The 26,719-nt window shown below is 70.5% G+C and carries 26 protein-coding genes; 10 read left to right on the top strand and 16 right to left on the bottom strand.

All coding sequences use genetic code 11. From position 1 onward, the window contains the following. Window positions 1-21: 21 nt before the first annotated feature. Window positions 22-1,080, bottom strand: a complete 1,059-nt coding sequence (gene ubiU, locus ACOCMH_RS04550; RefSeq protein ID WP_427307979.1) for a ubiquinone anaerobic biosynthesis protein UbiU — start codon at window positions 1,078-1,080, stop codon at window positions 22-24. A 271-nt stretch (window positions 1,081-1,351) separates the two neighbouring features. On the opposite strand from ubiU, the gene ACOCMH_RS04545 reads away from it, so the two are divergent. Further along, window positions 1,352-2,545: an NAD(P)H-dependent flavin oxidoreductase gene (locus tag ACOCMH_RS04545; protein ID WP_427307978.1), complete on the top strand. Its 1,194-nt coding sequence runs from the start codon at window positions 1,352-1,354 to the stop codon at window positions 2,543-2,545. A 48-nt stretch (window positions 2,546-2,593) separates the two neighbouring features. On the opposite strand, the gene ACOCMH_RS04540 is transcribed toward ACOCMH_RS04545, so the two are convergent. Continuing rightward, window positions 2,594-3,946, bottom strand: coding sequence for a hypothetical protein (locus ACOCMH_RS04540; RefSeq protein WP_427307977.1), 1,353 nt, complete (start codon window positions 3,944-3,946; stop codon window positions 2,594-2,596). A gap of 392 nt (window positions 3,947-4,338) precedes the next feature. Here ACOCMH_RS04540 and ACOCMH_RS04535 point away from each other — a divergent pair, with 392 nt between their 5' ends. The 4 genes from ACOCMH_RS04535 (at window position 4,339) to ACOCMH_RS04520 (ending at window position 7,769) form a co-directional block, all read left to right on the top strand. Next, window positions 4,339-6,351, top strand: a complete 2,013-nt coding sequence (locus ACOCMH_RS04535; protein WP_427307976.1) for a type IV pili methyl-accepting chemotaxis transducer N-terminal domain-containing protein — start codon at window positions 4,339-4,341, stop codon at window positions 6,349-6,351. Beyond that, window positions 6,348-7,001 (top strand): response regulator, encoded by a 654-nt coding sequence (locus ACOCMH_RS04530; protein ID WP_427307975.1) that lies wholly within the window; start codon window positions 6,348-6,350, stop codon window positions 6,999-7,001. The genes ACOCMH_RS04535 and ACOCMH_RS04530 overlap by 4 nt, the downstream gene beginning before the upstream one ends. 259 nt (window positions 7,002-7,260) lie before the next feature. Then, a complete protein-coding gene (locus tag ACOCMH_RS04525; protein ID WP_012356889.1) occupies window positions 7,261-7,419 on the top strand; it encodes a DUF3309 family protein in 159 nt (52 codons plus the stop codon). A 161-nt stretch (window positions 7,420-7,580) separates the two neighbouring features. Continuing rightward, complete coding sequence (locus ACOCMH_RS04520) at window positions 7,581-7,769, top strand: DUF3008 family protein (protein WP_012356890.1); 189 nt, start codon at window positions 7,581-7,583, stop codon at window positions 7,767-7,769. Between the two features lie 86 nt (window positions 7,770-7,855). On the opposite strand, the gene ACOCMH_RS04515 is transcribed toward ACOCMH_RS04520, so the two are convergent. The 3 genes from ACOCMH_RS04515 to ACOCMH_RS04505 form a co-directional block, all read right to left on the bottom strand. After that, window positions 7,856-8,623, bottom strand: coding sequence for a ParB-like protein (locus tag ACOCMH_RS04515; protein WP_427307974.1), 768 nt, complete (start codon window positions 8,621-8,623; stop codon window positions 7,856-7,858). Next, window positions 8,607-9,059: a hypothetical protein gene (locus tag ACOCMH_RS04510; RefSeq protein WP_427307973.1), complete on the bottom strand. Its 453-nt coding sequence runs from the start codon at window positions 9,057-9,059 to the stop codon at window positions 8,607-8,609. Before ACOCMH_RS04510 ends, ACOCMH_RS04515 begins: the two co-directional genes overlap by 17 nt. Before the next feature lie 168 nt (window positions 9,060-9,227). Beyond that, window positions 9,228-10,085: an SDR family oxidoreductase gene (locus ACOCMH_RS04505; protein WP_427307972.1), complete on the bottom strand. Its 858-nt coding sequence runs from the start codon at window positions 10,083-10,085 to the stop codon at window positions 9,228-9,230. A 348-nt stretch (window positions 10,086-10,433) separates the two neighbouring features. Here ACOCMH_RS04505 and ACOCMH_RS04500 point away from each other — a divergent pair, with 348 nt between their 5' ends. Continuing rightward, entirely contained in the window at window positions 10,434-11,627 is a 1,194-nt protein-coding gene (locus ACOCMH_RS04500; protein ID WP_427307971.1) for a BON domain-containing protein, read from the top strand. A gap of 3 nt (window positions 11,628-11,630) precedes the next feature. After that, complete coding sequence (locus ACOCMH_RS04495) at window positions 11,631-12,284, top strand: ParB-like protein (protein WP_427307970.1); 654 nt, start codon at window positions 11,631-11,633, stop codon at window positions 12,282-12,284. Between the two features lie 18 nt (window positions 12,285-12,302). On the opposite strand, the gene ACOCMH_RS04490 is transcribed toward ACOCMH_RS04495, so the two are convergent. The 4 genes from ACOCMH_RS04490 to ACOCMH_RS04475 form a co-directional block, all read right to left on the bottom strand. Beyond that, on the bottom strand, window positions 12,303-13,388 hold the full coding sequence (locus ACOCMH_RS04490; RefSeq protein WP_427307969.1) for a DNA topoisomerase IB: 1,086 nt from the start codon (window positions 13,386-13,388) through the stop codon (window positions 12,303-12,305). An 11-nt stretch (window positions 13,389-13,399) separates the two neighbouring features. Further along, entirely contained in the window at window positions 13,400-14,257 is an 858-nt protein-coding gene (locus ACOCMH_RS04485) for an alpha/beta hydrolase family protein (protein WP_427307968.1), read from the bottom strand. After that, a complete protein-coding gene (locus tag ACOCMH_RS04480) occupies window positions 14,244-15,362 on the bottom strand; it encodes a DUF3182 family protein (protein WP_427308359.1) in 1,119 nt (372 codons plus the stop codon). The genes ACOCMH_RS04485 and ACOCMH_RS04480 overlap by 14 nt, the downstream gene beginning before the upstream one ends. A gap of 149 nt (window positions 15,363-15,511) precedes the next feature. Further along, window positions 15,512-16,090, bottom strand: a complete 579-nt coding sequence (locus ACOCMH_RS04475) for a low affinity iron permease family protein (protein ID WP_427307967.1) — start codon at window positions 16,088-16,090, stop codon at window positions 15,512-15,514. A gap of 376 nt (window positions 16,091-16,466) precedes the next feature. Between ACOCMH_RS04475 and ACOCMH_RS04470 the strand changes: the two genes are divergently transcribed. Together ACOCMH_RS04470 and ACOCMH_RS04465 are read left to right on the top strand one after the other, a co-directional pair. Next, on the top strand, window positions 16,467-16,934 hold the full coding sequence (locus ACOCMH_RS04470; protein ID WP_427307966.1) for a CBS domain-containing protein: 468 nt from the start codon (window positions 16,467-16,469) through the stop codon (window positions 16,932-16,934). Window positions 16,935-16,960: 26 nt separating this feature from the next. Continuing rightward, window positions 16,961-17,287, top strand: coding sequence for a BON domain-containing protein (locus ACOCMH_RS04465; RefSeq protein ID WP_427307965.1), 327 nt, complete (start codon window positions 16,961-16,963; stop codon window positions 17,285-17,287). A gap of 82 nt (window positions 17,288-17,369) precedes the next feature. On the opposite strand, the gene ACOCMH_RS04460 is transcribed toward ACOCMH_RS04465, so the two are convergent. The 5 genes from ACOCMH_RS04460 to ACOCMH_RS04440 form a co-directional block, all read right to left on the bottom strand. Continuing rightward, complete coding sequence (locus tag ACOCMH_RS04460) at window positions 17,370-17,831, bottom strand: PRC-barrel domain-containing protein (protein ID WP_171515440.1); 462 nt, start codon at window positions 17,829-17,831, stop codon at window positions 17,370-17,372. A gap of 67 nt (window positions 17,832-17,898) precedes the next feature. After that, on the bottom strand, window positions 17,899-18,489 hold the full coding sequence (locus ACOCMH_RS04455) for a DUF6861 domain-containing protein (protein ID WP_427307964.1): 591 nt from the start codon (window positions 18,487-18,489) through the stop codon (window positions 17,899-17,901). A gap of 105 nt (window positions 18,490-18,594) precedes the next feature. Next, a complete protein-coding gene (locus tag ACOCMH_RS04450) occupies window positions 18,595-19,242 on the bottom strand; it encodes a hypothetical protein (RefSeq protein ID WP_427307963.1) in 648 nt (215 codons plus the stop codon). A gap of 240 nt (window positions 19,243-19,482) precedes the next feature. Beyond that, a complete protein-coding gene (locus tag ACOCMH_RS04445) occupies window positions 19,483-20,382 on the bottom strand; it encodes a sensor histidine kinase (protein ID WP_427307962.1) in 900 nt (299 codons plus the stop codon). 159 nt (window positions 20,383-20,541) lie between these two features. Further along, window positions 20,542-21,942 carry a sigma-54-dependent transcriptional regulator gene (locus ACOCMH_RS04440; protein ID WP_171515443.1) on the bottom strand — a complete coding sequence of 467 codons (1,401 nt, stop codon included), beginning with the start codon at window positions 21,940-21,942 and terminating at the stop codon, window positions 20,542-20,544. A 370-nt stretch (window positions 21,943-22,312) separates the two neighbouring features. Here ACOCMH_RS04440 and ACOCMH_RS04435 point away from each other — a divergent pair, with 370 nt between their 5' ends. Further along, entirely contained in the window at window positions 22,313-23,362 is a 1,050-nt protein-coding gene (locus ACOCMH_RS04435) for a sigma-54 interaction domain-containing protein (RefSeq protein ID WP_427307961.1), read from the top strand. On the opposite strand, the gene ACOCMH_RS04430 is transcribed toward ACOCMH_RS04435, so the two are convergent. Next, window positions 23,347-25,332 carry a PAS domain-containing hybrid sensor histidine kinase/response regulator gene (locus ACOCMH_RS04430; protein ID WP_427307960.1) on the bottom strand — a complete coding sequence of 662 codons (1,986 nt, stop codon included), beginning with the start codon at window positions 25,330-25,332 and terminating at the stop codon, window positions 23,347-23,349. The two genes, ACOCMH_RS04435 and ACOCMH_RS04430, sit on opposite strands and share 16 nt — an antisense overlap. Window positions 25,333-25,559: 227 nt before the next feature. Beyond that, window positions 25,560-26,564 (bottom strand): SDR family oxidoreductase, encoded by a 1,005-nt coding sequence (locus ACOCMH_RS04425; protein ID WP_427307959.1) that lies wholly within the window; start codon window positions 26,562-26,564, stop codon window positions 25,560-25,562. Between the last annotated feature and the right edge of the window lie 155 nt (window positions 26,565-26,719).

Genomic DNA, 26,719 nt, shown 5'->3' with positions numbered 1-26,719 from the left:
GCGGTCATGGCTGGCATGACGTCAGCGCCAGGGGCGGTCATAGGCGCCCTGCGTGACCTGGTCGCCTTCGGCATGGCGCCCCAGCGTGCCCTGCCACTCCTGGCGCGGCACGAAGCGGGCCGGATCGGCGCAGGCGGCGTCGATCGCCGCGCGCAGCACGCCGACCACATCGCCGACGTAGCGCGGGCTGCGCTGGCGCCCTTCGATCTTGATGGCGGCGATCCCCATGTCGATCAGCGCGGGCAGCAGCGACAGCGCGTTCAGGCTGGTCGGCTCTTCCAGCACATAGCCGCGTTCTCCCTCGACCTCGAAGCGACCCTTGCACAGCGTCGGATAGCCGGCCGGCTCGCCGGGCGCGTAGCTGTCGATCAGGATCCCCGACAGCCGCGCCTGCATGGTGCCGTCGTGCTCGGTCCAGCGCACCGCATGCGCGGGCGAGCACACCCCCTTGTTGTTGGGCGAATCGCCGGTGGCGTAGGACGACAGCAGGCAACGCCCCTCGGCCATCACGCACAGGCTGCCAAAGCCGAACACCTCCAGCTCCACGCTGGTCTGGCGCGCCAGCTTGCCGATCTGCGCCAGCGACAGCACGCGCGGCAATACCACGCGGCGGATGTTGAAGCGCTCGCGCATCAGTTCGATGGCATCGGCGTGAGTGGCCGAGCCCTGCACCGACAGGTGCAGCCGCAAGCCGGGATGGCGCCGAGTCGCATAGCCCATCAGGCCCGCGTCGGCCATGATCACGGCGTCGGCGCCCAAGTCCGCCGCCGCGTCGACGGCGCGCTGCCACTGCGCCACCGCGCCCATCTGCGCAAAGGTGTTGATGGCGAACAGCACCTCGGCGCCGCGCGCATGGGCTTCGGCCACGCCGGTGCGGATGTCGGCCTCGGTAAAGTTCAGGCCGCCGAAGTTGCGCGCGTTGGTGGCGTCGCGCAGGCCCAGGTAGACCGAGTCGGCGCCGTGCTGCAAGGCCATGCGTAGCGCCGCGAGCGAGCCGGCGGGCGCGACCAGCTGGGGCCGGCGCGGCGCGCACGCGGTGGCGGGTGGGGCCGCGGAGGGGGCTTGGGTGGAACAGGTCATCGGTGATGGCGCCGGCGGCGGCGCGGGGATGAGGACAGCGGCCGATGCTAGCCAAGCGCCCGCAGCAGGGGCTTGACCGCGCGCAAACCGACGCCAACGCCACCCCGGCCGCGTCGGGCTACGCCGGTCGGCGTAGGCCGATGGCAGACCACCCTGCCGCGGTTGACCTGCGGCAAACGCGGGCCCGTGCCGCTGTGCCACGCTTGCGCGTCAACCCCGCGCCGGCGCCACCATGGCGGTCCGGCGCCCATCCTCTTCCGGAGATCCGTTTATGAATCACCCCTGGCTCAAGCTGGGCGGCCGCCGCCTGCTGCCGATCGTGCAGGGCGGCATGGGCATCGGCATCTCGGCCCACCGGCTGGCCGGCGCCGTCGCGCGCGAGAACGGCGTCGGCACCATCGCCAGCATCGACCTGCGCCACCACCACCCCGACCTGATGGCGCGCACCCGCGGCAGCCGCGACAAGCCCGCCATCGAAGCCGCCAACCTCGAGGCGCTGGACCGCGAGATTCGCGCCGCGCGCGCGGCGTCCGCAGGCCGCGGCCTGATCGCCGTCAACGTGATGAAGGCCGTGGGCTCGCACGCGGCGCTGGTGCGGCAAGCCTGCGACAGCGGCGCCGATGCCATCGTCATGGGCGCAGGGCTGCCGCTGGACCTGCCTGAGCTGACCGCCAATCACCCCAGGGTGGCGCTGATCCCGATCCTGTCCGAGGCGCGCGGCATCGGCCTGGTGCTGCGCCGCTGGATGAAAAAGGGCCGGCTGCCCGACGCCATCGTGGTCGAACACCCGGCGCACGCCGGCGGCCACCTGGGTGCGGCCACCATCCAGGACTTGTCCGAGCCGCGCTTCTCGTTCTCGCGCGTGCTGGGCGAATGCCGCGAACTGTTCGCGCAACTGGGACTGGCCTGGGACAGCATCCCGCTGATCCTGGCGGGCGGCATCGACAGCCACGCCAAGGTACGCCACTGGCTGGGCGAAGGCGCCGCCGCGGTGCAGCTGGGCACGGCCTTCGCCGTGACCGAGGAATGCGATGCCCATCCGGCCTTCAAGCAAGTGCTGGCCACGGCGCGCCCGGAAACCCTGCGCGAATTCACCAGCGTGGCGGGCTTGCCCGCGCGCGCGGTGCTGACGCCATGGCTGCAACGCTACCTGTCGAGCGAAGCGCGCCTGCAGCGCCGCGCACGCGTGCGCGAGTGCCTGGAAGGATTCGATTGCCTGCAGGCCTGCGGGCTGCGCGACGGAATCGCACGCATCGGCCAGTTCTGCATCGACCTGAAGCTGGCGCAGGCCGTGCGCGGCGACGTGGAGCGCGGCCTGTTCTTCCGCGGCCGGGGTGCGCTGCCGTTCGGCGAGGCAATCCGGACGGTGGCGGAACTGATGCACTACCTGTTGACCGGAGAAAAGCCGGCCGACTTGGCGCCGGCACAGGCGCAAAGCGTGGCGGCAAGCGCTACAGCAATCTGAGCGCTGCGCGCGCATGCAGCCATGCGCGCCGTAGCCGGCGCCGCCCGATCAAGACTCCCCTCGCCCGCTTGCGGCAGGGGCGCCAACCGGCGGCATCGCAAGGCGCCCGGCGACACGCGGTGGCAGCCCACCCCGCTTGCGCATCTGCCGCATGCAGCGCAGCGCCGCCAGCAGTTGCCAACCCAGCCACGCATTGGCGCCCGCCAGCAGCAGGCCGGCCGCGCGGGCCAGTAGCGCTGGTGCCAGCGGCAGCGCCAGCAGCAGCGCGTAGGCCGCCAGCAGCAGCCAAGCCTGGCCCCGCTGCCGGCCCGGCGCGATGATGGCCTGCATGGCCGGCACGCGTGCCCTTGGCGGCACCAGCCGGCGCAGGTGCAGCCACACCAGGAACGGCACGATCTTGCCCAGCATGGCCGTCACCGGCAGCACGCCCACGCCGACCAGCGCCATCGTGCCGGCCCACCACGCCAGCGGCAGCGCTACCGCGGGCAGCACCATTGCCGCCGCCCCCAGCACCGCCGCGCCGAGCAGGCTGGCGCATGCGACCGGCCACAACAGCCACAGCGGATCATGACGCCGCCGCGCGCGCAGCGTGCCGGCCAGCCCGCATCCGGCCAACACCACCACGAACGACAGCCACGCCAACAGCGCGCCCCGGGCCAGCACCGGCTGGCCGGGCCACAGCAGCAGCGCGGCGCTGAACGCCGCCAGCGGCAGCCAGTGCCCCATGGGCAGCCAGCGCGCCAGTGCCGCCGGCACGCGTGGCGTCTGCCAGAACATCGGTACCACGGTGGCCGCGACACCGCTGACCAGCGCCGCCAGCCAGCCGCCCAGCGCCCAAGCCATATGCAGGCCAAGCGCCTGCGCCACCGGCACGCGCCACAGCCCGCCGAAGGTGCCTGCCAGCGCGATGCCGGCCAGCACCGCCACCATCAACGGCGCACCGATGCCGGCCAGCGTGCGCGTGGTGGCATCCACCGCGACCACGCGCCGGCCCGCGGCGAGCAACGCCACGCCCACGGGCAGCAGCATCGCGCCAAGCGCGGTGGCGGCTCGCATGGCCGCGGGCTCACCACCCAGCAAGCCCACGCCCAGCGCGGCAGCCACTGCCGCGCCGGACGCGGCCATGAACGGCGCCATGCGGCCCGCGCCGGGGACAGTCACGCGTGCCACCACCGGCATCATCTGGAACAGGGCCCCGACCATGACCGGCAGCAGCATGCCCAGCGCCAGCGCATGCACCGCCGCCAGCGCCAGCGGCGCAAAGCGGTCCGGCAGGCCATCGGCCGGCCCCGCTGCCAGCAGCAGCCCCGCGGCCGCGCCAAGCCACGGCGCCGGCATCAGGCAGCCGAACACCAGCGCAGGCCGGGGCGCACGGGCGTAGTCAAGATCCGCGCCTTTCATGGGCGCTCCCTGCGCGGGCCGCGGCCGCGGCCGCGGTGGCGCAACCGTGCGCCGCTTGAACTCGACATGGCCATCGCTCCTTTCTCACCAGAGGCCCGATGCTAGGCCGCCACGCCACGCAGGGATTTGACCGTCGCCAAGTCCGGCGCCGGCGGTATCCATCACGGTGTGATGAAACCCGCCATGGCGCAAACCCATGCCCGCGATGCGCCGCCGTCCGCACATATGCGTGCCAAAGCCGGGTTTCCTTGATCTGGCGCAGGAAGCCCAGCCTGGCGCGCAGGGAAAATCGCCTCCGACCCCTGCGTGACCCTGTTGCCATGGCCGTCGGGCCGCTGCCCGGCGCCTCGACATGCCCACGACAGGTCCCTCTGGTAGCCCCCGATACCGCCATGTCCGATACCGATCCTCCTGCCGTCCCTGCCACGGCGGCTTCCGCCTTGCCCGCGCTGCGCCATCGCCTTTCCACGCGCATCATCTCGCTCTCGCTGGCCGTGCTGCTGGTGGTGCTGGGCATGATCTCCGGCACGCTGTGGCTGTCCTGGAAGCTGGAAGGCGCCGGCGCCGCCATCAACGACGCCGGCAGCCTGCGCATGCGCGCCAACCGCGTGGCGATCGAACTGACGCTGGCGCACTCGGGCCGCGCCAATGATCTTGCCGCGCAGGTGCAGGCGCTCGACGCCACGCTGGCGCTGCTGAAGAAGGGCGACGCGGCACGGCCGCTGTTCCTGCCCGACGAACCCGCGATCCATGCGCAGATGGCCCGCGTCACCCATGACTGGCAACAGCGCCTGCGGCCGCTGGCTCTGACCGGCGCCAGCGATGCGCCCGCCGCCTACGTTGCCGCGCTGCCGGGCTTTGTCGCGCAGGCCGACCGCCTGGTCGGCATGATCGAACACGACAGCGCGCGCAAGACCGACCTGTTGCGCCTGTCGCAAATCGCGCTGGCGCTGATGGCCTGCATCGGCACGGTCGCCGTGATCTACCTGCTCTACCTGTGGATCATCCTGCCGGTGCTGCGCCTGCAGGACGGCTTGCGCCGCATGGCCGCGCGGGAATTCTCGCTGCGCCTGCCAGTGGAAAGCCGCGACGAGTTCGGCACGCTCAGCGAAGGCTTCAACCGCATGGCGGGCGAGCTGCAGGGCCTGTACCACGACCTCGCATCGCGCGTGGCGCAGAAGACCGCCGAACTGGAGCGCCACAACCGCGACCTGGAAACCCTGTACGAGATGGCCGCTTTCCTGAACCAGGCCGCCGACGCCGAAGCCATGGCGCAGGGCTTCCTGGCGCGGGTGATGCGCCAGTTCGATGCCGATGGCGGCAGCGTGCGCGTGCTCGACAGCCGCCACGGCAGGATGCACTTGCTGGCCGCCGCCGGCCTGCCCGCGGCGCTGGCCGAGGCTGACTCCTGCGCGTCGGCGATCGGCTGCCATTGCGGCGATGCCACGCGCGAAGCCGTGGTCGCCATCGTCGACCTGCGCGGGGCGCCACGTGCCGGCGCCGCCGACGAAACGCCCTGCGGCCGTGATGGCTTCCAGTCGCTGGCGGCTTTCCGCATTGAAAGCCAGCGCGGCGCCACCGGCATGTTCGCGCTGCACTTCCGCGCGCCGCGCAAGCTGCCGGCATCGGACCGGCAATTGCTGCAGACCCTGGCGCAGCACCTGGGCACCGCGCTGGAACACCTGCGCCTGTCCGCCACGGCGCGCCAGCTGGCCGTGGTGGAAGAGCGCAACCTGGTGGCGCAGGGCCTGCACGACAGCATCGCGCAGGGCCTCAATTACCTGAACCTCCAGGTGCAGTTGCTGGACGACGCGGTCGCGCGCGACGACCTGGCCGAAACCCGCGAACTGGTGCCGATGCTGCGCCATGGCGTGGAAGAGAGCTACCAGGACGTGCGCGAGCTGCTCAACAACTTTCGCTCGCGCCTGGCCACCGGCGAGCTGCGCCCGGCGGTGGAAGAAACCGTCGAGCGCTTCCGCCGGCAATGCCGTACCGAGGCCACGCTGGCCATCGACGAACGCGGCGGCGCCTGGCCGCTGTCGCCGGAGCAGCAGCTGCAGGTGCTGTTCATCCTGCAGGAGGCGCTGTCCAACGTGCGCAAGCACGCCATGGCGGCGCACGTGGCGGTGGCCCTCAGCCATGGCCGCGACTTCCGCCTGGTGGTGCAGGACGACGGCGAGGGCTTCGACCCCGACGAACTGGCCACCCGCGCCGACGCGCATATCGGCCTGAGCATCATGCGCGAGCGCGCCGCGCGGCTGGGGGCGCAGCTGCACGTGCAGGCCAGCCCGGGCAGCGGCGTGCGCATCGAGCTGGTGCTGCCCGCGGGCAGCCAGGGCGCCAGCCGGGAACGGTCCGCCGCCCCCCTCACCAGACTCACCCGCCTCACCGAGACCCAGCCATGACCATCCGCATCCTGCTGATCGACGACCACACCCTGTTCCGCTCGGGCATCCGCGCGCTGCTGCAGCGCCAGGCCGACTTCGAGATCGTCGACGAAGCCGCCGACGGCGTGGAAGGCATCAAGCGCGCCAAGCAGCACCGCCCCGACGTGATCCTGCTCGACCTGAACATGCCGGGCCTGTCCGGGCTGGAAGCCCTGCAACTGCTGGTCGAAGACCTGCCCCAGACCGCCGTGATCATGCTCACGGTGTCCGAGGAGGCCGAGGAACTGGCCGCCGCGCTGCGCGGGGGCGCGCGCGGCTACCTGATCAAGAACATCGAGACCGAGGCGCTGATCGCCGGCATCCGCCGCGCCGCCGCCGGCGAGCCGGTGATCTCCGACAGCATGACCGCCAAGCTGGTGGCCCAGTTCCGCGCGCCCGCGCCGGCGGCCGCGCCGCGCCTTGAAGACGCGCCGCGGCTGACCGCGCGCGAGCGCGAGATCGTGCAAGGCCTGGCACGTGGAGAAAGCAACAAGGAAATCGCGCGCGACCTGGGCGTGGCCGAGAGCACGGTGAAGATCCACGTGCAGAACATCCTGAAGAAGCTGAACCTGGCAAGCCGCGTGCAGGTGGCGGTCTATGCCGTGGAACACGGGCTGAACACGGCCTGACCCTCGCGCATGGCTCCCTGCGCAGCGCTGGTCCACATAGATTGCCTTGCACCGCACCGGCGCGGCGCCGCCAGCGCAGGCCCGGCAGGTCGCCTTGCCGGCACCCGGGCGTCGTCCGATTCCTACACCGATATCAGCCCTTGCCCGGAGGGATGCCCGCGCCCCTTGTTCTACGCTGAACGGTAAGCGGATGGCTCTTCGGAGCCGCCTCGGACCGGAAGCCGCGCGGCTTCCCCGATCCACGAACAAGGAGCACGCCATGGGAATCGGCACCATCCTTCTGATCATTCTCGTCTTGCTGCTGATCGGCGCCCTGCCGGCCTGGCCGTACAGTTCCGGGTGGGGCTACTGGCCCAGCGGCGGTCTGGGACTGATCGTCCTGATTGTGGTGCTGCTGGTGGTGCTGGGCCGCATCTAGGGGTCCGGCCGACAACGCGCCGCGGCAAGGAGCGCGCAGGGAATTTGCGCGCAGTCCGCGCTTGTCCCGGCCGCGCCTGGCACCTATAACGAAGCGCGGGCATGCGCGACAGCGCGCGCCCGGGTCCTTTCCACCTTTCCACTTTTCGCAAGGAGACTCAGATGCCAGCAAAATCCAAGGCGCAACAACAGGCCGCCGGAGCGGCGCTCTCCGCAAAGCGCGGCGAAAAGAAGGCCGGTTCGCTGAAAGGACCTTCCCGCTCGATGTACAAGTCGATGAGCGAGAAGGAACTCGACAAGATGGCTTCGACCAAGACCAAGGGTATGCCGAAGCACAAGTCGGAACGTTGACCGGCAACGTTGACCGGCATACGCCGGCCCGCGCTGGCAGCGCGGCGGCATTGCCAACCCAGGGCAGGCACGCGCCTGCCCTGTTGCTATCCGGCCCTGCCGTTCTTGCCCTTGCCCTTGCCCGTCTTCAACGACTTTGCGGGTTGGCCCGTCCTGCCCTCCAGCGGACCACCGCAATAGCCCGGCAGGCGCCTGGCCCGCGGGCTGCGGGCTAGCTTGATCGATTCCGCCAGCGCCAGCCCGAAGCCCGCGATGCTGCCCAGATCCTGCTCCACCCGCTTGCGCAGGAACCCAGCCCAGCAGAAGTCGCCGTAGGCGTTGCCCGGCTTGCGGTACGCGCCCGCTTCGCGGACAAAGGCGGCTAGGCTGCGGTACGGGTCGTCGCGCATGCTGCGTACGGTTGAAGGCAACGCCCTGGGCCCCAGGCGCCTGCCGCGCTCATCGTAGGGATGAACATGGCCCAGCTGGCGCAAGCGCTTCCAGAACGCGGGGCCGTCCAGATGGCTGAAGTCTTCCAGCACCCGCACCGGGGCCAGCTGGTAGCCGAGATCCAGCCACGCGCGCGCCCAATGGTGGTGGTCGATGATATAGAGCTCTCCGCCCGGGCCCGCGACGGTCTTGATGCGATGCCGGCGCATGAAGCGCTGCAACGCCTCGCGGTCTTGCGGATCCGCGTGGCGCTGCGTGACTTCCATCTTGTGGTGGACGTGGATGTAGCCCAGCGTCAGCTGGGTCGGGCGCAGCCTTGCCAGTTCGGCCACCGCCTTGCCGCGCGAATAGCGCGGCAAGGCGACGGGCGCGGCCCCGGTGGCCGGGTCGTCCGGACCGGCGCGGCGTTCAGTCGTGCTCGGCACGTTTCTGATCGACGAAATGCTCGAGCTCGCTGCCGGGGTCTTCGTTGCCGGTGCTTTCCTCGGCGGTGGCGTCGCTGGCCAGCGGCCGGGGCCAGTACTCGCCCTCGCCCTCACGGACCGGCTCGCCCCGCCGGGCGGGATCGAAATCGGTCCACTGCCCGCATTCCCAGGTTCCCTGCGCGCGCTCCAGCTGGCTGGCGCCGGTTTCGCGCAGCACGTCGATCACCACCGAACCCAGCCCGTTGTTGACGCACGCGGCCAGCATGACGTTGTCCGCCGGCTGGTGCGCGGCGCCGTCGTCTTGCCGGTCCGCGGCGCGCTCCGGCACGGACACGATGGATACCTCCCAGACCGAGAACCCGCGCGCGAACAGTGTGCGTGCGGCATCTTCGGCGCTGGCTACCGAATCAAAACGTCCCGCGATAATCGATGACATGATGCCTCCCAGAGATTGGCAATGGCGGTCGGCTGATCTCACCCGTATTGCAAGAGCCACGCCCGCGCGCAGGATCTGCACGGCACGGCAGACGAAGGGAACGGTGCGTGCAATATTTGCAAACGCGGCCCCGGAACTACATGCGCCGGCGTGGCGCGACCCGGTCGATCAGCCATTCACGACCTCGCCGCCATTGATGTGCAGGATCTGGCCCGTGATATAGCTGGCCGCATCGGAGGCGAGAAACACGTAGCCGCCGGCGACTTCAAACGGCTGTCCCGGGCGGCCCATGGGCGTCTTCTTGCCGAACTCCGCCACTTCCTCGGGGCTGAACGTGGACGGAATCAGCGGCGTCCAGATCGGGCCCGGTGCCACGCCGTTGACGCGAATGCCGCGCTCCACCACTTGCAGCGCCAGCGAGCGCGTGAACGACACGATCGCTCCCTTGGTCGCGGAATAGTCCAGCAGGTGCTTGCTGCCGCGGTAGGCGGTGACCGACGTGGTATTCAGGATCGACGCACCGGCCTTCAGGTGCGGCAGCACCGCGCGGGTCAGGTGGAACATCGCAAACACGTTGGTGCGGAAGGTGGCTTCCACCTGGCTGGCCTCGACTTCCTCCAGCGATTCCTTGGGATGCTGCTCGGCGGCATTGTTGACCAGGATGTCGAGCTTGCCGAACTGCTGCAGCGTCTGCCGCGCCACGGCCTCGGCGTGGTTGCAGTCGGCCAGGTCGCCGGCGATGGCCAGGCATTTGCGCCCGGCCTGCTCGACCAGGTTGACGGTCTCGCGCGCGTCGGCATGTTCGTTCAGGTAGGCGATCGCGACATCGGCGCCTTCGCGCGCAAAGGCTACCGCAATGGCGCGGCCGATGCCGCTGTCGCCACCGGTGACCAGCGCAACGCGTCCGTTGAGCCGGCCGCTGCCGACGTAGTCGTCCGCGCCGCTGTCCGGCTGCGGGCGCATCGGGGCTTCCAGGCCGGGCTGGCGCGACTGGTGCTGGGGCGGGACGCTCTTGGGTGTGGACATGGGAGTCTCCTGTCGGCATGGCCGCGCCATGCGACGCCAGCGTGACGGCACGCCGCGGCCATGCAAGATGCCAGGGTGGCGCGCAAGTTCCATGCCGCAAAGCGCAGCGCGCGGCCCCGCATGCCGCCACGCGCTGCAGCGCCAGCCCCCGGGGCGCTGCCCGTAACCCTTACATCGCACGGCAATCCTTACAGCGCGCCGGGATTGCGCGCTGCGCCGCTTCGTCTACACGTTGGGGCACGGATTTTGCGGCCAACTGGATATCCGAACCGTCAACGGCTTCCGGCGCCTGCCGCACTTGCCCGCGTGCAGTGCCAGCGCGCGGGGCCTCATCGCCAGGAGGCAGATATGTTCAACTTCCGCAATGACCGCGGCAGCCGCGGCCGGCCCGAAGCGCAACGCCGCGACCGCGGCCCCGAGCAAAGGACGCGCGACGAGAGTGAAGGCCGCGGCTCGGAGGACTGGGGACAGGAATGGGGCGAGGACTGGCGCGGCCAAGGCAGCCAGCCGCGCGGCGAGTATGGCGGCTATGCAAGCCGCGGCCAGCGCGAGGACAGCCGCCGGGACGAAGACCGCGGCCAGGGCCGTGGCATGGGGAGCGAGCGCGAATCTTCGCGCCACGGCGGCCCTTGGTATGAGCAGGACACGCCGGCGGGACAGCGGCGCGGCAGCTGGGGAGAGCGCGGCTATGGCGCCGCCGATGTCGGCGGCAGCGGCCATCCGTACAGCAGCGCCTATGGCGGCTATCGGCCATCGCCACAGGACAGCGGCTACCGTAGCGAGGAACGCGAATCGGGCTACGGCTATCGCGACGAGGACCGCTTCGGCCCGCGCGGGCGCCGCAGCGAAACCAGCGAACGCAATGAACGCAATGAACGCAACCAGCGCTACGAGCGCGATGAACGCGGCGAACGCGATCGGCGCAGCGAGGGCGGCTGGGGCGCAGAGCGGGGCCGCCGTGAAGGCGGCCGCGCCATGCATTGGCAAGAAGGCAGCGAACGCGACCGTGCCCAACGCGGCGGCCAGCCCAGCTATGGCGGCGGCTATTTCGGCGATGCCGGCCGTGGCGGCCAGTCGTTCAGCGGCGGACAGCGCGTCTATCCGGACGATCCGGGCTACCGCCGCCGTTCCCCCTATGCCGGCCAGGCCGGCGCCTCCGGTGCGCAGGGCGGGCAGCATGCCGGCCGCCGGGCGAGCGGCCCCAAGGGTTACCGTCGCTCTGACGAGCGCGTGCGCGAGGATGTGTGCGAGCGCCTGGCGATGAACCCGTATGTCGACGTCGGCGAGGTCACGGTCGAGGTGGCAAACGGCGTGGTGACGCTTGACGGCACCGTCAGCGAGCGCCGCGAGAAATACGTGGTCGAGGAAATCGCCGACGCCGTGTTCGGCGTCACCGAGGTCGACAACCGCCTGCGCGTGCAGCGCCAGCAAGGCACCGCATGGGCGGCGGGATCCGAGGTCGGTGGCGACACGTCGACGGACACCTCGGAAAGCGCGTCATCGGGCGGCACCTCGCCGGACCGCACCCTCAACAAGAGCTGAGCCATGCCGACCGCGCCGGCCCCGCGGCGAGCGCCGCGCAAACTGGCCGCCGACAGCAAGCTGATGGTGCCGCTGGACGCGCTGCGGCCCACCCAGATCACGGTGGGCGGCTACCACGTGGCGCAGAAGGTCCATGTGACGCGGCGGGTTGCGCCGGAAGCGCGCGCGGCGTTCCTGGACCGGCACCGCGTGCACCTGGTGATCGGACCGGCCCAGACGCTCTATGTGGTCGACCACCACCACTGGGTGCGCGCGTGGCATGACCTGGGACTCACCCATGTGCCCGCCATCGTCCGCGCCGACCTGAGCGACATGGACGTGCCGGCGTTCTGGCGCCACATGGTCGCCAACCATATGGTCCATCCTTACGACGAGCATGGACGCAAGCGCCCGCTGACCGAACTGCCCGAGGCCATCCACGACATGCGCGACGACCCGTATCGCAGCCTGGAAGCCTTCGTCCAGCTGGCCGGCGGCTACCGCAAGGTCAAGACCGCCTATATGGACTTCCGCTGGGCGGATTTCTTCCGGCGCCACGTGCCCGGCCCGTTCGATACGCCGCACCACTTCGCCTTTGCGCTGGCGAGCGCTTTCAAGCTGGCGCACTCGCGCGAGGCCAAGGACCTGCCGGGCTATATCGGCGCCCTGGGATGCTGAACACGCTTCCGGTGACGATCAGCCGTTGTTGCCGTTCTTGCCGTTGGCCGGCCGGGACTGGCCTGCCGCCAGCAGCTGCAGCAGCCGCGCCTCGTCCGCGCGCAGCCGCGTCATCGCCGGCGCGCGGCCGCCGGCCTGCAGCACGCCGCCGAGGTACGCCTCGATAACGTCGGGGTGCACGTAGCATTTGCGGCACACCGCGACAGTGTTGCGCAACTGGCCCGCGACCTCGCGGATGGCATCGGTCACGGCCTTGCGGCGCGCGGTCTCGCTGGCCGCGTCCGGCAGCTTGCGCAGGATCGCCAACGCATGCACGCTGCCGGCCCAGGTGCGGAAATCCTTGGCGGTAAAGTCGCCGCCAGTCACCTCCTGCAGGTAGGCATTGACATCGGCCGAGCCGATCTCGCGGATCTCGCCGTCGCTGTCGCGGTACTTGAACAGGCACTGGCCGGGCAGGTCGGCGCAATTGCGCACGATGCGGGCGAGGCGCGGGTCGTTGACCGAGACGTCGTGCGTGATGCCGCTCTTGCCGGTGAACTGGAAGCGCAGCCGGCTGCCGCGCACGGTCACGTGGCGGCGCCGCAGCGTGGTCAGGCCGTAGGTGCGGTTCTGGCGCGCGTAACGCGGCGAGCCGACGCGCACCAGCGTGGCGTCGAGCAGCAGCACCACCGCGGCCACCACTTTCTCCCGCGGCATGCCGTTGCGGCGCAGGTCGCGCGCCACGCGGGCGCGGAGGCGCGGCAGCGCGGCGCCAAAAGCCGCCAGCCGCGCGTACTTGTCCGTATCGCGCAGCGCGGCCCATTGCGGGTGGTAGACGTACTGCTTGCGCCCGCGCGCGTCGCGCCCGGTGGCCTGCAGGTGGCCGCGCGGGTCGGGGCAGATCCACACCGACTCATAGGCCGGCGGGATCGCCAGCGCCGCAATGCGCGCCAGCGTGGCGGCATCGGCCACGCGCTTGCCGTCCGGCCCGGTATAGCTGAAGCCGCTGCCATGGCGCCGGCGCGTGATGCCAGGTTTGCTGTCGTCGACATAGCGCAGCCCCGCGTCGCGCAGCACCGTGTCGAGCGCGGCGGGGGCTTCGGTGCCGGGCAGCGTGCTGTCCATGGGCGTGGGCGCTAGGCGGCGCCCGGCGCGCTCGCCGACTCGGGATGCGGGGTTTCGAGACCGGCGTCGGGCGCGGGCGGCACGGGCTTCGGCGGCGCCGGTGGCACCGCGCGTTCGGCCGTGACCGGGCCGGCGCGGGCCACGGTGACCATTTCACGCAGCCAGTTGACCAGCATGCTGCTGTAGGTGCGCTGGTATTCCTCATCGGCGAGGCCATGGTCGGCGCCCTTGATCACGCGGTAGGTCAGCGAGTTGGCATGGATGCAGGAATCGACATAGCTCATCACCGCGGCATGGGGCACGATCTGGTCGTGCTCGGATTCGATCACCAGGACGTCGCCGGTAAACGCCGTGCAGGCGCGCAGCGCGCGGTTGCTCGCGGGCGGCACCATATGGCGCCGGTAGTTCACCAGGTCCTGCTCGCGATGCAACTGGCGCTTGGGCAGGTCCCAGCCCGAGTCCATGTACAGCGCCGGGGCCCGGAACGCCAGCCAGCGCACCTGGCGCAGGCCGCTGAGCAGCGCGGCCAGGTAGCCGCCATAGCTGCTGCCCACCACCGCGATCGCGTTGCGGTCCACCTCGGGCTGGCGTACCAGCACGTCGTAGGCGGCCACTACGTCGGCCAGGTTGCGGGTGCGGCTGACGGTCTCGTACTGCGCGCGCGTGCCGGCATGGCCAGTCAGGTCGAAGGTCAGGCAGACGCAGCCCAGCCCCGCCACCTTGCGCGCGCGCGCCAGGTATTGCTGCTGGCTGCCGCCCCAGCCGTGCACGAACAACACCCCGGGCAACTTGGTTTCCGGGCTGATCAGGGTACCGGCGATAGTGCCGCCTTCGCTTTCGATCTGCAGCAGTTCTTCATGCGTTGCCATCGGATTCAGGCTCCAGTCGTGCGTACTTGGTCAGCGGGCCGACATGGCGGTCTTCGCCGTGGTAATAGACTTCCGCGTCATCCGGCACGCGCACGTCGTTGCCGTAGACTTCGTGCGTGGACGCGACCACGCGCGTGCGCTGCGGGTCGTCGCGCAGCGCAGCCAGCGCCACCAGTTCGGCACCGGTCGCGCCGCCCACGCGCCAGGACTGTTCCAGCACGCCGCCGAGCATCTGCCCGCAATCGGCATTGCCCGCGGGCGCGCCAAAGGCGACGTCGTAATTGCAGCGCGACAGCACCATGCCGCCGCCCTCGCCATAGCACGCCAGCGCCGCCTCGTGGTACACCATCGCCGCGCGCACCGCGGCAATAATGCGGGCGTCGAACGGATGCTGCAGCAGCGCGTCAAACCCGCCGCGCACTACCGTCAGCGTGGAACCGCCGTAGACCTTCTGCCCCCGGTTGTTCTGGGTCAGCCCCTGCGTGCCGCAATAGCTGGCTTCCAGCCCCGCCAGCACCACCTTGCCGACGCTGTAGGTTTGCGGCGCGCGCAGATCGCGCTCCACCACCAGGCCGTCGCGTTCCACCACCTCGGGGGCGAGCGCGTCCAGTGCTTCGTCCAGCGCGCGTTCGCCGTCGACCACGCGCTGGCCCAGACCGCCGACGCCGCCGGTATCCTTCAGCCGCACCGGCCCCAGCGTCAACAGCCGCAGCGCCGCGATGCGCGCATCAGCGACGCTGAACGCGGTGAAACCCGGCAGCGTCGCGCCGACCACGCGCCGCACGAAGGCCTCGGACCAGCCCCGCGGCGCCGCGGCGCCGGGCTCCACCAGGCCATGCGTGATCGCCTTGGTGGCGACGAACGCGTACGGCACAACGCCGCCGAAGAGATCGTCCTCGCCCTGCACGCCGAGGCCCGCCGCCAGTTCGCGGCCGACCAGGGTCTGCGCCGGCACCAGGTATGGCGCCGGACGCCCCGCCGATGGCGCGGCGTAGCCGCCGGCGAACGACAGGCCGGCGATCTCGGCCACCTTGCGGGCGAGATTGGCAAGGGTCATGCCATGGTGGCTGTCGGCCTCGCCCAGGGTCTCGCAGCCGTAAGCCATCACCGTCCGGCTGCCCTGCGGCGCGGTTGCCGGGCCTGCCGCCGTCGGCGCCGGTTTTCGCTTGCTTGCGTTGCTCGATGTGGTCACGGCCAGCTCCTGTCTCGGTTTGTCGCACGGGTCTTGCGCAAGGGGGGGCCGCGGCCGGCACGCTACGAGGCGGCCGAGGCGGAGGTGGCGGGCGCGCTGCCGGCATCACCGGCGGGCGGTTCGGTCTGGCGCCCGCGCGCGGCCCGCGCGTGGCGCTTGGCGGCGTGGTTCTCGCGCGCCTCGTCGAGCGAATGGCTGGTCTTGATGCCGTCTTCCTGGTCGGCCAGCTCGGCCAGCTGGCGGTAGAAGCTCACCAGTTGGCGCAGCTCCTCTTCGTCCAGGTCTTCGATCGACACCAGCATGTTGCTGGCTTCGCGGTGAGAGGCGAGCAGCTCGTTGAGCTTCAGGTGTACCGCGACGGCATCCTTGTTCTGGCTCTGCTGGATCAGGAACACCATCAGGAAGGTGACGATGGTGGTGCCGGTATTGATCACCAGCTGCCAGGTTTCGGAGTACCCGAACATCGGGCCGGTGAGAGCCCACGCCACCACCACGCCGACGGCCAGCACAAAGGCGGTCGGTGACCCGGCATGGCGCGTGGCGCCGCCGGCAAAGCGGTCGAACAGGTGCAGCACGGTGGCACGTTTGCCGGGGCCGGGCCGATGGCCAGCGTCGGGCATGATTGGGCTGGACTTGCGCATCGTTGCACTCCCACGGATGAGTCGGCGGATTGGCCGCCAGGGTGAGCTGCTGAGTTGGGCTGCTGGCCGGGCGGCATGCTGATTTCATTGTATGGAGCGCATGGCCAATGTGCAGCGGGCGCAGTCCTACAACGGGCGCAGCACTTGCCGCCGGTTGCCGCGCCCTGCTGCTTTCGTTTCTACATCGGGTGATAAATCTTGCCTGCGGCGTGGCCGCCTCGCGAGACAGGGCGCGCGCAGGGGGACGGGAACGCTTCTTGCGCCGGATGCCGTGACGAAGCGGCGACTCCCGGTGCGCCGGTGGCCAGTCGCCGCCCTGTTGAACCGAGCCCGGTCCGCACACGGGATCGGTCCCACCAGCGAACCGGAGTCAGCCATGTTCCAGTCCCCTGCCACGCAGCCCCGCGCGCCCCGGCGCGTCCTCGACATCATGACGCGCCAGCCGGCCTATCTCTCTCCCGATGAAACCATCCAGCGTGCCGCGCAGCTGATGGCGGACCTGCATGTCGGCGCGCTGCCGGTATGCGACGGCCGGCGCCTGGTCGGCATGCTGACCGACCGCGATATCACCGTGCGCGCCATCGCAAGCGGCCAGCCGCCGCAGGCCACGCCCGTCGCCGAGGCGATGTCGCCGCAAGTGGAATGGTGCCGCGAAGACGAATCGCTTGAAGACGCGCGGCACAAGATGGAAGCCGCGCAGGTGCGGCGCCTGCCGGTGCTTGACCACGACCACGCCCTGGTGGGCATCGTGTCGCTGGGCGACCTCGCCAGCAAGGGCGTTGAGCCACGCGATTCCGGTGCCGCGCTGGCTTCGATCTCCACGCCTTCAGCGCCCGCGCGCTGAAACCACTGCATCGACAAGGAGCCGCGATGAACGCAACCCCTGCCGCTGATGACGAAGCCCTGCGCGTGGCCGTGCGCGCCAAGATTACCGAGGCCTTCGACGGCCGCTTTCCTGATGGCGTGACGCTTGAAGTCGCAGACCGGCGCCTGACCGTGCGCGGCTGCGTCGAAGACGTCGCCACCGCGCAGCGCGTGGAAAAAGCCGCGGCGGTCAGCCCCGGCGTGCTGGGCGTGCATAACGCGCTGTCGACGCGGCAGCCGCCTCCGCCTGAGCCGCAGGCGCAGCCCGCCGCCAGCGGCATGCATGCCGACCCGGCCGAGAAACCCGCCGGGCAGGTGAACCACAAGGTGTGAGCGTTGCCGCTAAACGCCAGGGCGCCGGAGGTAATCTCCGGCGCCCTGGCCGTCCTGGCGTTAGCGGCGTGGCATGCCGCGCTCAGGCCCAGGGGTCATAGCGGTCGGCTTCCCAGTAAGGCGAGATGCCATAGTACTGGTGGATGCTGGTGGCCCATTGCGAGTCGGCCATGGTGGGCCAGTGGTCCTTGTCGAAGCCCGGCGCTGCCTTGAGCCGGTCTTTCTCGACGCCGAGCACGAAGCACTTGCGCCGCGTGTCCAGCGTCAATGCGGACCACGGCAACGCGAACAGCTTTTCGCCGATGCCGAGGAAGCCGCCCATCGCCAGCACGGCATAGGCAACGCGGCCCCCGAGCACGTCGATCATGATGTGGTCGATGGTGCCGATGTCGTCGCCGGCCGGATCAACCACCTTGTTGCCCTCGAGCGTATCGGCCGCCATCACGAACGGGCCGGGACCCGGTGAATCGCGGTCGATGCCGCCGACGATCGAGGCGCCGTGCGGGTGTTCGCCGCCGGGCGTTTCAGGTTGGACTGGATTCATGGGATACCTCCGTTTGGCTGCTCGGGTAGCAAGTGGAGCGGGAAGAAAAAGCGCGGGGTGCCGTTCGCTAGATGCGTTCGCGCGGGTTGGCCGGCACCGGCGGCACCAGCGGATCGAAATCGGCCCAGCGGCCATCGACCCATTGGCCGTCGGCGCGCTCGACATCCTTGGCGCCGCCCTGACGCAGCACGGTGGCGACCGTGTCCGCCGTGGCGGTGTCGGTGCTGGCCAGGTGCGCCGCCAGCACGACCCCGGCATTGCGCACCGCGGGCTGGCCGGTGCGCGGATTGCGCCTGGCATGGCGCGCCAGCGCCAGCGCGCCGGCGAGCGAGCCCAGGTAGGCGCCCAGCCCGATCGCAAACACCAGCACCAGGATCGACAGCGGCGGCGTCGCGCCCAGGGCGGCAACGATCGCCGCACCGACGGCTGCACCCGCGGCGGCGCCGATCAGCACCCCGCTGATGGCGCCCACGCCCGACTTGCGCGCGCCGGCGTCCGCGGCATGGTCGCCGCCGATGGCATACGCCGCGTGCTGCCCGGGCGGGTTCACGTAGAACAGGTTCAGGTCCTGGTCGGCAAACCCCTGCGCACGCAGCCGGCTTGCGGTGGTTTCGGCGGTGGAGAAGCTGTCGAAGCGGCCAGCGATGATGGCGGACATGGTGGCTCCTTTTCGTTCATCGATGTGTTCGGAACCGCGGCGAGGCTGTGTAGCCGCGCCGCGGCGCTTGGACTCAAGGTGGACTAAAGGGGGCAGGCACGCACCTCAGCGCTTGGCCGACTTGCCCGGCTTGGCGGACTTGGCCGCGGTCTTCGTAGCGGCTTTACCCCCACCGGTTTTCGCGGCAGGCTTGGCCGCCCGCTTGGCGGCAGTCTTGGCGGCGGGCTTGGCCGTCGATTTCGCTGCGGTCTTGCTCGCGGTTTTTGCGGCCGGTTTTGCAGCGGTCTTTGCGGCGGTCCTGGCAGCAGGCTTGGCCGGCCGTCCCGACTCCGCGGCCGCGCCCTTGCGCTGGCCCGCCGGCTTGGCGCCTACCGGCTGCTCCTGGCTGCCTTGCTTGAGCTTCCAGTCAACGTCGTCGCGCGCGGTCTGCGTCTTTTTCTCGGCGTGCATGGCAGCGCTGGGCGAGATCGGATCGCTGGCCGGGAAGGTCATCTCGAGCGAATCGTCGACGGCGGCCTGGTAGGTCTTGGCTTCCTTGCCGCGCGGCTTGGCGCCCGCGGCCGGCTTGCCGGCTGCGCCCTTGCCCGCGGCCGGCCCGCTGCCGCTGCCGCGGCCTGACGGCGACATGCCGGCGCGTGCGGATGACGTGGACCCGCTGGCTTGCGCGGACCGCATGGCGGTCGCGGACTTCGCCCGGGACGGCTTCTGAGCAACCTGCTCGGCCTGGGCGGACTTGCGGCTGGCGTTGGGCATGGTTGTTCCCTCCTTGGTTTGGGGTGTTCCATCCATGCAAGGGGCGGGCCAGAAGCTTGCCGGCAACTGGCCGGGCCGTCAGCCACGCCGCGGCCGGTGTGAACGCTGCCGTACCGCGGCGCGCGGCGGCGGTGCCATGGCGTGGCGGGCAAGTGGTACGCGTAGCGTTGGGGCCGGGCTGGTAAAAACTACATCGGCGGCGGTCTCAGGTTCCGGCGCGCGCAGCCAGACCCGGCGCAGTCAGTCGCGGCGCATATGGCGCGGGAACCGGACCGCGATGCAGACACTGACCTTGTCGCTGTCGCAGCCGTCGCTCTCCGCGCTCAGCACCGCGCCGTGCATTTCCACCATGCGGCGCGTCAGCAGCAGTGCGCTGCTTTGCCGGGACGGCGGCTCGCCGCCCTGTGGCGGGCGGCGGCCGAAGAAGTCGGTCAGGGCCGCCAGCCGGCTGGCACTGCGCTGGGAATCGAGCGGCGGGCTTTCGGTAATGCGCAGCTTGACGTAGTCCGGCTCGCTGAACAGGTGCACGCTCACCCGCCCGCCCGTTTGCGCGCGCCAGATGCAGTGCACCAGCAGGTGCCGCAGCAACGGCGCCAGCCGCATGGCATCCCCGTCGACGCAGTAAGCCGCGGTATCGGGCGCGTCCGGCGCCGCGGCGGTGGCAGGGGCCGGCCCTGTCGACCCGTCCGCGCTCAGCGGCGACAGCACCACGCCGCGCGCATCGGCCGCGTGGCGCCGGTCCGCAATGGCCTGGCTCGCCAGCACACGCAGGTCCAGTTGCTGCCAGCGCGGCGGGCTCTCGTCGGCCAGCAGCCGCACCGCCTCTTCCATTTCCTCGATCAGCGCCAGCTGCTGCTGCATCCCGGAACGGATGCCGTCGAGCGCGCGCTGCGCCGGCGCCGGCGTGGTATCGAAGGCGCGGTCCAGCACGTAGGCCCAGCTCTGGATGGCGTTCAGCGACGAGCGCAGGTCATGCGCGGATTGCTCGATCAGCGTGCTGACTTCCTGCACGCTGCGCACCGGCTCGGCGCTGCCGTTGCCGGCGGTCGCCTGAGCGCTGGACGCCTGCAGGTCCAGCGATGACGCTGGACGCGGCTCAGGAGTGTCCGGCGCGCCGGACGGCGGAAGTAGCTGCGTCATCTGCAGGTCGGCCGCAACGGCCAGTAGACATGGCAGGCCGGATCGGCCGGGAACCTCGTCCTGCTCGAAAGCAAGAAACGTGCTGCGCACGCCCGCTCCCGCGCCTGGCACGCCGCACGTGCCAGCCCTCCCCGTCGTCCCAAGCGATAACGCACGCGGTCACCCGGTTGCTGACGAGCCCGAGTCATTGCGCGAGGCGCGCAACCACTCTGGCAATTCGCCACGGGCGGCATAATCTTCCAGCCGGTTGTACAAAGTCTTCAGGCTGATGCCGAGGATCTCCGCCGCGTGCTTCTTGACCCCCGCGCATTGCTCGAGCGTGGCAAAGATCAGTTGCCGGTCGGCGTCGGCCAGCGACATGCCCACCGGTACCGACACCACGGCCGCGCCCGGCGCCTGCGTGGCCGCGACTTGCAGCGGCACCTGGGCTTCGGTGATGAGGTCGTCGTCGGCCATGATGAAGGCGCGCTGCACGAAGTTGCGCAGCTCGCGCACGTTGCCGGGCCACGCGTGCAGGCGCAGGCTGTCGAGCACATTGGGCGCGAAGCGGCGCTGTAGCCCCTGCTCGGCGTTGAGCTGGTCCAGCATCATGTTGGCGATCTGGATGACGTCGTCACCGCGCGCGCGCAGCGGCGGCAGCTCTACCGGAAATACATTGAGGCGATGGAACAGGTCGGCGCGCAGCTTGCCGTCAGCCACCGCTTCTTCCGGGTTGCGGTTGGTCGCGGCGAGTACGCGCACGTCGGCATGGCATTCGCGGTTGGTACCCACGCGCATGAAGGTGCCGGTCTCGAGCACCCGCAGCAGCTTGACCTGCAGTTCCGCGGGCATTTCGGTGATCTCGTCGAGAAACAGCGTGCCGCCGTCGGCGCGCTCGAAATAGCCCTTGTGCTGGCGATCGGCGCCGGTAAAGCTGCCGCGCTCGTGGCCGAACATCTCGCTTTCGATCAGCGTGGGCGAGATCGCGCCGCAATTGACTGCCAGGAACGGCTGGCGCCGCCGCGACGACAGCTCATGCACGGTCTGCGCGGCCAGCTCCTTGCCGGTGCCGCTTTCGCCGATCAGCAGCACGGTGGCCTCGGTGGGCGCTACCCGCGCGAGCTGGTCATAGACGGACTGCATCACCTCGGAGCTGCCCATCAGCCGCCCGAAGCGGCCGTAGCGGCGCAATTCGCCGCGCAGGGAATGGATTTCGGCGCGCAGCTCGCCGGTGGTGGCCAGGCGCTTGAGCACGGTCTGCAGGCGCGCGACGTTGATGGGCTTGACGAGGTAGTCGGTGGCGCCGGCGCGCAGCGCTTCCACCGCGCTTTCGACGCTGGCGTAGCCGGTGGTCAGGATCACCTCGACGCCGGACGCGCCGACCTCTTCGAACAGCTCCATGCCGTTGCCGTCCGGCAGGCGCAGGTCGGCCACGATTGCCTCCGGCATGCGCCAGCCGATCTGCAGCCGCGCTTCACGCAGCGTGCCGGCGGTGGCGGAGGTGAAGCCTTCCATGGCTACGATCTCGGCCAGGGCGGCGCATGCGTTTTCGTCGTCATCGACAATCAGGATGTGGGGCATACGATCCGTCAGTGAGACCTAATGGAAACTCAAGGCAAACCCTGGGGCACTGCCTTCCGCGACCGCAACGCCGAGCGGCGCCGGGACTGCGGAAATCCGCCGGCGCGCCTCATGCGTGGCGCGTACGGCAGCCATGGCAGGCACAGGAGGGCACGACCTTGACTGCGGATTCTGGTCCGCGGGGGCGGGTCCACACTGCGTAATGGCAGTCTAAGCCCGGCCAGGCACGGTCGTTGCCGGTGTCCGTCTGACACAGCTGTCGGAAGTTGCCGCGCAGGCGCGCGCCACTATGGCAAGCCCCCACGCCAAAGGCTAGCATAGGAACTTCTCCCGGCAACCCGCTACCTGCAACCCTCAACCGGCCGATATCGTGCCAGTGACCGCCAGCACTTCGCGGCGCAGCCATGCCGCCCCCGCTTCCAGCCACGTCGCCGGCACTGCGCCGGCCAGTGAACCCGCGCCGCGCCGCGCCGTGCCGTCGCAGGTATCGCTGCTGTGGGAAAGCACCTCGCCCGCGATGCAGCGCCTGCTGGCGCAGATCGAGCGCGTGGCGCCCACCGATGTCACCATGCTGGCCGTAGGGGAAAGCGGCTCGGGCAAGGAAGTGGTGGCGCGCGCGGTGCATGAACGCAGCACCCGCCAGAACGGCCCCTTCATTGCCGTCAACTGCGGCGCGATCCAGCCCACGCTGATCGAATCCGAGCTGTTTGGCCATGAAAAAGGCGGCTTTACCGGCGCGATCGAGCAGAAGGCGGGCTACTTCGAGCAGGCCCAGGGCGGCACGCTGTTTCTCGACGAAGTCACCGAGATGCCGCTGGAGATGCAGATCAAGCTGCTGCGGGTGCTGGAAGGCCGCACCTTCCACCGCGTCGGCGGCGATACGCTGATCGCCACCGATGTGCGCATCCTGGCGGCCACCAACCGCGACCCGGTCGAGGCCGTACGCGGCGGCCAGTTGCGCGAAGACCTGCTGTACCGGCTGGCGGTGTTTCCCTTGCATATTCCGCCGCTGCGCGAGCGGCCCGACGACATCGTGCCGCTGGCGCGCCACTTCCTGGCCGAATACAACGCCATGGAACGCACCGACAAGAGCTTTTCGGCGGGGTCGCTGGACCGCCTGGTGCGCTACGACTGGCCCGGCAATGTGCGCGAGCTGAAGAACGCGGTCTACCGCGCCTTTATCCTCGCCGACAAGGTGGTGGAGATCGGCAACCCCAACCTGGCCACACAGGCGCCGCGCCCCACCACCGTCGACGGCGTGGTCAACGTGCGCGTCGGCACCACGCTGGCCGACACCCAGCGCGAGATCATCATGGCCACGCTGGCGCGCTTCGACGGCGACAAGCGCCAGGCTGCGCGCGCCCTCGGCATCAGCCTGAAGACGCTCTACAACCGGCTTGACGCCTATCGCTCGTTGTGAGGCGCCGGCCCCGCGGGGTCCGCCGGCACCGGCTCGGCCAGGGCACGCGACAAGGCCTCGATCGACAGCGGCTTGGTCAGGTGCGCATGGAAGCCGGCCAGCCTGCTGCGGCGCTGGTCTTCGGCGGTGCCGCACCCCGACAGCGCCAGGAACCGCACCGCACGGCCGCGCAAGGTCTGGCGCAGCGCCTCCAGGGCTTCATAGCCCGACATGTCAGGCATCTGCAGGTCCAGCAGCACGCAGTCGGGCCGGAACGCCGCGGCCACGCCGACAGCCTGCTGGCCGCTGTACACGGCCTGGGCCGCGTGGCCGAGCAGGGTCAGCACTTCGGCCATGCTGTCGGCCGAGTCGGCATTGTCATCCACCACCAGCACGCGCCGGCGCGGCGCCTGGCCCGGCGGCGGCGTGGCCGCCTCAGCCGGGCGCGCGGTGGCGCGCGGCAGGATCACGGTGAAGGTGCTGCCCTTGCCCGCGCCCGCGCTGTCGGCCCGGATCGCGCCGTCATGCGCTTCGACGATGGCCTTGGCCAGCGCCAGGCCGATGCCCAGCCCGCTGCGGCTGCCCGCGTCGCCCTCCTGCGCGAACAGGTTGAAGATCCGGTCCAGCGCTGCGGGCTCCAGCCCCCGGCCGGTATCCGACACCGCGGTGATCACGCGCGCCGGCTCGACGTAGACATGCACGGTGACGGTGCCGCCGCGGGGCGTGTACTTGGCCGCGTTGCTGAGCAGGTTCAGCAGCACCTGCCCGAGCCGCGCGGCATCGGCCCGCACATAAGGCGAAGCCTCCGGCAGCGCCACCACCAGTTGCTGCTCTGACGCCTCCAGCGTGGGACGGATCGCTTCCAGGCTGGTGCTCACCACGTCGTTATAGGACGTCGGCCTCAGTTCCATCTTCATCTTGCCGGCGGTCACGCGGCCCACATCGAGCAGGTCGTTGACCAGCCGCTCGATCTGGCGCAGCTGGCGATCAATGATCTCGGCGCAGCGGCGCACGCGCGGCCCGGCGTCAGGGGTCAGCGCGATGACTTCCACGGCATTGCGCACCGGCGCCAGCGGGTTGCGCAGTTCGTGGGCGAGGATGGCCAGGAAGGACTGCAGCCGGCGGTTGCCGGCATCGAGCATTTCCAGCCGCAGCGTATCGCTGAGGTCACGCGCGGTCCACAGCAGGCTCTCGGGGCACCCCGCCGCATCGCGCACCAGCACCATGCGGGTGGCGCAGCGCACCACCGAGCCGTCCTTGCGCGCCAGGCGTTCTTCACCGGCCCATTGGCCGCATGCGCGCGCCGCCTCCAGCGCGGCCTGCGGGCGGCCCGCGGCGGCATCCTGGCGGGTATAGAGCCAGGCCAGCGGCTGGCCCGCCGCCGCTTCCGCGGTGTGGCCGGCAAGCGCGCCCGCGCCCGCGTTCCAGCTGCGGATCGTGCCGTCGAGGCCGAGTTCGCAAACCGCGGTGCAGGGCAGGTTGTCGGCCAGCAGCTGCAGCTTGTCGTCGGCCAGGCGGGCCTGGTCGGCCGCAGCCTGCTCCATGGTGGTGTCGCGGCACGACACGATAAAGCCCGCAGCCGATGTGCCATCGGGCAGGTTGGTGGCGTCAATGCGCCGTAGCTCGCAGCGGGCCTGCAGCAGGCTGCCATCGCGGCGCACGCACCAGGCGTGGTCGCGTGCATGGCCGCTGCGCGCGGCCGCATCCAGCCATTGCTGCAGCAGGCCCGCGGCAACGTCCTCGGGGCGGTGCAGCCGGGACACGTGGCTGCCGGCGATCTCCGCGGCGCTGTAGCCGAACAGCCGGCGCGCCGGTTCCGGCCATGCCACGACCACGCCGTGCGCGTCGAGTTCGAACACCGCGCAGTCCTGCACCGCGTCGAGCAAACGCCGATATCGTTGCGCCAGCTGCAGGGCGTCATCGTCCGGCGCCAGGCTGGACGCTTCCAGCGCAGTTGGGCGAACCTTGCTTGCCGCTTGCAGCCCGGACATGAGCACCTTCGCTAGGGTGGGATGGTGGCCTGGCCCGCGGCGGGGAGCCATCGACCCGTGCCGCCGCACAGGGCCAGATGCCCGCGAGCGCGGGCCTTCTCAATGATAGGCGCTGGCGACCCATGCGCCACCCGATATAGCGAGTGGCGCGGGCCGCGCTGGGGACGGGGAGAAAAGACGGTGTGTCGCGCGGCTGCCGTGGCGGCACCGCGCGGCGCCGGCGCGCGCTAGCGGCGCCGCAACTGGACCATCGCCGCGACCGCGGCCGATGCCCCGACCACCAGCGCGGTGGTCAGCATGGGGTAGCGCGCGGTGGTGGTGTACGGGCAGGAATGCAGCGCGGCGTGGGTGCCGGTGCGTTCCTGCAGGCCGCTGCCGCTGCCGTACAGCGCATTGTCTTCGAGCGGCCCGGCCGGGTGGCGGGTCTGCTGCGCGCGGCCCATGAAGCGGCGCATGAAGCGGTCGAAGGTGTGCGGCGCATGGTACGCGGCCGCCGAGAAGGCCTTGGCCGCGGCGCCGACGAACAGCTCGCGGCGCGGGTTTTCCGCGGCGAACAGGATCGCGTCGGCGGCCAGGGCCGGGTCATACAGCGGCGGCGGCAGGCGCGGCTCGACGTCGAGGAAGTTCTTGGCGTGCATCGCCAGCGGCGTTTCCAGGCCAGCAGGCTTGATCAGTGTCACGCTGACCGGCGCCTGCTCCTGCTCCAGCTCCAGCCGCAGCGAATCGGTGAAGCCCTTGATTGCATGCTGCGACGCCGAGTAGGCGCTCTGCAGCGGCATCGGGCCGTCGGCGGCCTCGCTGCCCATGTTGATAATGGCGCCGCCGCGGTCGCGCAAATGCGCCGCGGCCGCCAGCGAACCATGCACGGTGCCCCAGTAGTTGGTGTCGAACAGCCGCCGCTGGTCTTCCAGCGGCACGTCGCAATGGCGCCCGAAGATGGTCACGCCGGCGTTGTTGATCCAGGTGTCGAAGCCGCCGAAGCGCTCGATCGCGGCATGCGCCACCTTGCCGATCTCATCGTGCCGGCCGACGTCCGCGACCACGGTGATCACTTCCGTGCCCTGCTCGCGCAGCTCTTCCGCCAGCTGGTGCAGCGACCCCTCGCTGCGCGCCACCAGCACCAGGCGTGCGCCCTGCTGCGCCGCCTTGCGCGCGGTGACCAGCCCCACGCCGCTGCTGGCGCCGGTCAGCACCATGACCTGCGAGCTGATTTTCTTCAAGGTGGGTTTCATCTGCCGCTTCCTCCGATGGGGGAGACCCGGCACGGCGCCGGGCGTGCCGGTGGGAAGTCGCAAGGAGCGTTCCCGTCGCGAGGCCGCCGTGACCGCGGCGCCGGGGCATGGCGCCCGCGGCAGATTTACAACGCCCGGTAAGAACCACATGGCTC

Source organism: Cupriavidus sp. H39, assembly GCF_050271075.1.
GTDB classification, from domain to species: domain Bacteria; phylum Pseudomonadota; class Gammaproteobacteria; order Burkholderiales; family Burkholderiaceae; genus Cupriavidus; species Cupriavidus necator_B.
Note: the sequence above shows the minus strand (reverse complement) of the source record. Positions and strands in the feature narration are given on the sequence as shown.

Bases quoted from the DNA above. Each gene is read 5' to 3' on its own strand.
- ubiU (WP_427307979.1), bottom strand. From the start codon at position 1,080: ATGACCTGTTCCACCCAAGCCCCCTCCGCGGCCCCACCCGCCACCGCG.
- ACOCMH_RS04545 (WP_427307978.1), top strand. From the start codon at position 1,352: ATGAATCACCCCTGGCTCAAGCTGGGCGGCCGCCGCCTGCTGCCGATC.
- ACOCMH_RS04540 (WP_427307977.1), bottom strand. From the start codon at position 3,946: ATGAAAGGCGCGGATCTTGACTACGCCCGTGCGCCCCGGCCTGCGCTG.
- ACOCMH_RS04535 (WP_427307976.1), top strand. From the start codon at position 4,339: ATGTCCGATACCGATCCTCCTGCCGTCCCTGCCACGGCGGCTTCCGCC.
- ACOCMH_RS04530 (WP_427307975.1), top strand. From the start codon at position 6,348: ATGACCATCCGCATCCTGCTGATCGACGACCACACCCTGTTCCGCTCG.
- ACOCMH_RS04525 (WP_012356889.1), top strand. From the start codon at position 7,261: ATGGGAATCGGCACCATCCTTCTGATCATTCTCGTCTTGCTGCTGATC.
- ACOCMH_RS04520 (WP_012356890.1), top strand. From the start codon at position 7,581: ATGCCAGCAAAATCCAAGGCGCAACAACAGGCCGCCGGAGCGGCGCTC.
- ACOCMH_RS04510 (WP_427307973.1), bottom strand. From the start codon at position 9,059: ATGTCATCGATTATCGCGGGACGTTTTGATTCGGTAGCCAGCGCCGAA.
- ACOCMH_RS04505 (WP_427307972.1), bottom strand. From the start codon at position 10,085: ATGTCCACACCCAAGAGCGTCCCGCCCCAGCACCAGTCGCGCCAGCCC.
- ACOCMH_RS04500 (WP_427307971.1), top strand. From the start codon at position 10,434: ATGTTCAACTTCCGCAATGACCGCGGCAGCCGCGGCCGGCCCGAAGCG.
- ACOCMH_RS04495 (WP_427307970.1), top strand. From the start codon at position 11,631: ATGCCGACCGCGCCGGCCCCGCGGCGAGCGCCGCGCAAACTGGCCGCC.
- ACOCMH_RS04490 (WP_427307969.1), bottom strand. From the start codon at position 13,388: ATGGACAGCACGCTGCCCGGCACCGAAGCCCCCGCCGCGCTCGACACG.
- ACOCMH_RS04485 (WP_427307968.1), bottom strand. From the start codon at position 14,257: ATGGCAACGCATGAAGAACTGCTGCAGATCGAAAGCGAAGGCGGCACT.
- ACOCMH_RS04480 (WP_427308359.1), bottom strand. From the start codon at position 15,362: ATGGCTTACGGCTGCGAGACCCTGGGCGAGGCCGACAGCCACCATGGC.
- ACOCMH_RS04475 (WP_427307967.1), bottom strand. From the start codon at position 16,090: ATGCGCAAGTCCAGCCCAATCATGCCCGACGCTGGCCATCGGCCCGGC.
- ACOCMH_RS04470 (WP_427307966.1), top strand. From the start codon at position 16,467: ATGTTCCAGTCCCCTGCCACGCAGCCCCGCGCGCCCCGGCGCGTCCTC.
- ACOCMH_RS04465 (WP_427307965.1), top strand. From the start codon at position 16,961: ATGAACGCAACCCCTGCCGCTGATGACGAAGCCCTGCGCGTGGCCGTG.
- ACOCMH_RS04460 (WP_171515440.1), bottom strand. From the start codon at position 17,831: ATGAATCCAGTCCAACCTGAAACGCCCGGCGGCGAACACCCGCACGGC.
- ACOCMH_RS04455 (WP_427307964.1), bottom strand. From the start codon at position 18,489: ATGTCCGCCATCATCGCTGGCCGCTTCGACAGCTTCTCCACCGCCGAA.
- ACOCMH_RS04450 (WP_427307963.1), bottom strand. From the start codon at position 19,242: ATGCCCAACGCCAGCCGCAAGTCCGCCCAGGCCGAGCAGGTTGCTCAG.
- ACOCMH_RS04445 (WP_427307962.1), bottom strand. From the start codon at position 20,382: ATGACGCAGCTACTTCCGCCGTCCGGCGCGCCGGACACTCCTGAGCCG.
- ACOCMH_RS04440 (WP_171515443.1), bottom strand. From the start codon at position 21,942: ATGCCCCACATCCTGATTGTCGATGACGACGAAAACGCATGCGCCGCC.
- ACOCMH_RS04430 (WP_427307960.1), bottom strand. From the start codon at position 25,332: ATGTCCGGGCTGCAAGCGGCAAGCAAGGTTCGCCCAACTGCGCTGGAA.
- ACOCMH_RS04425 (WP_427307959.1), bottom strand. From the start codon at position 26,564: ATGAAACCCACCTTGAAGAAAATCAGCTCGCAGGTCATGGTGCTGACC.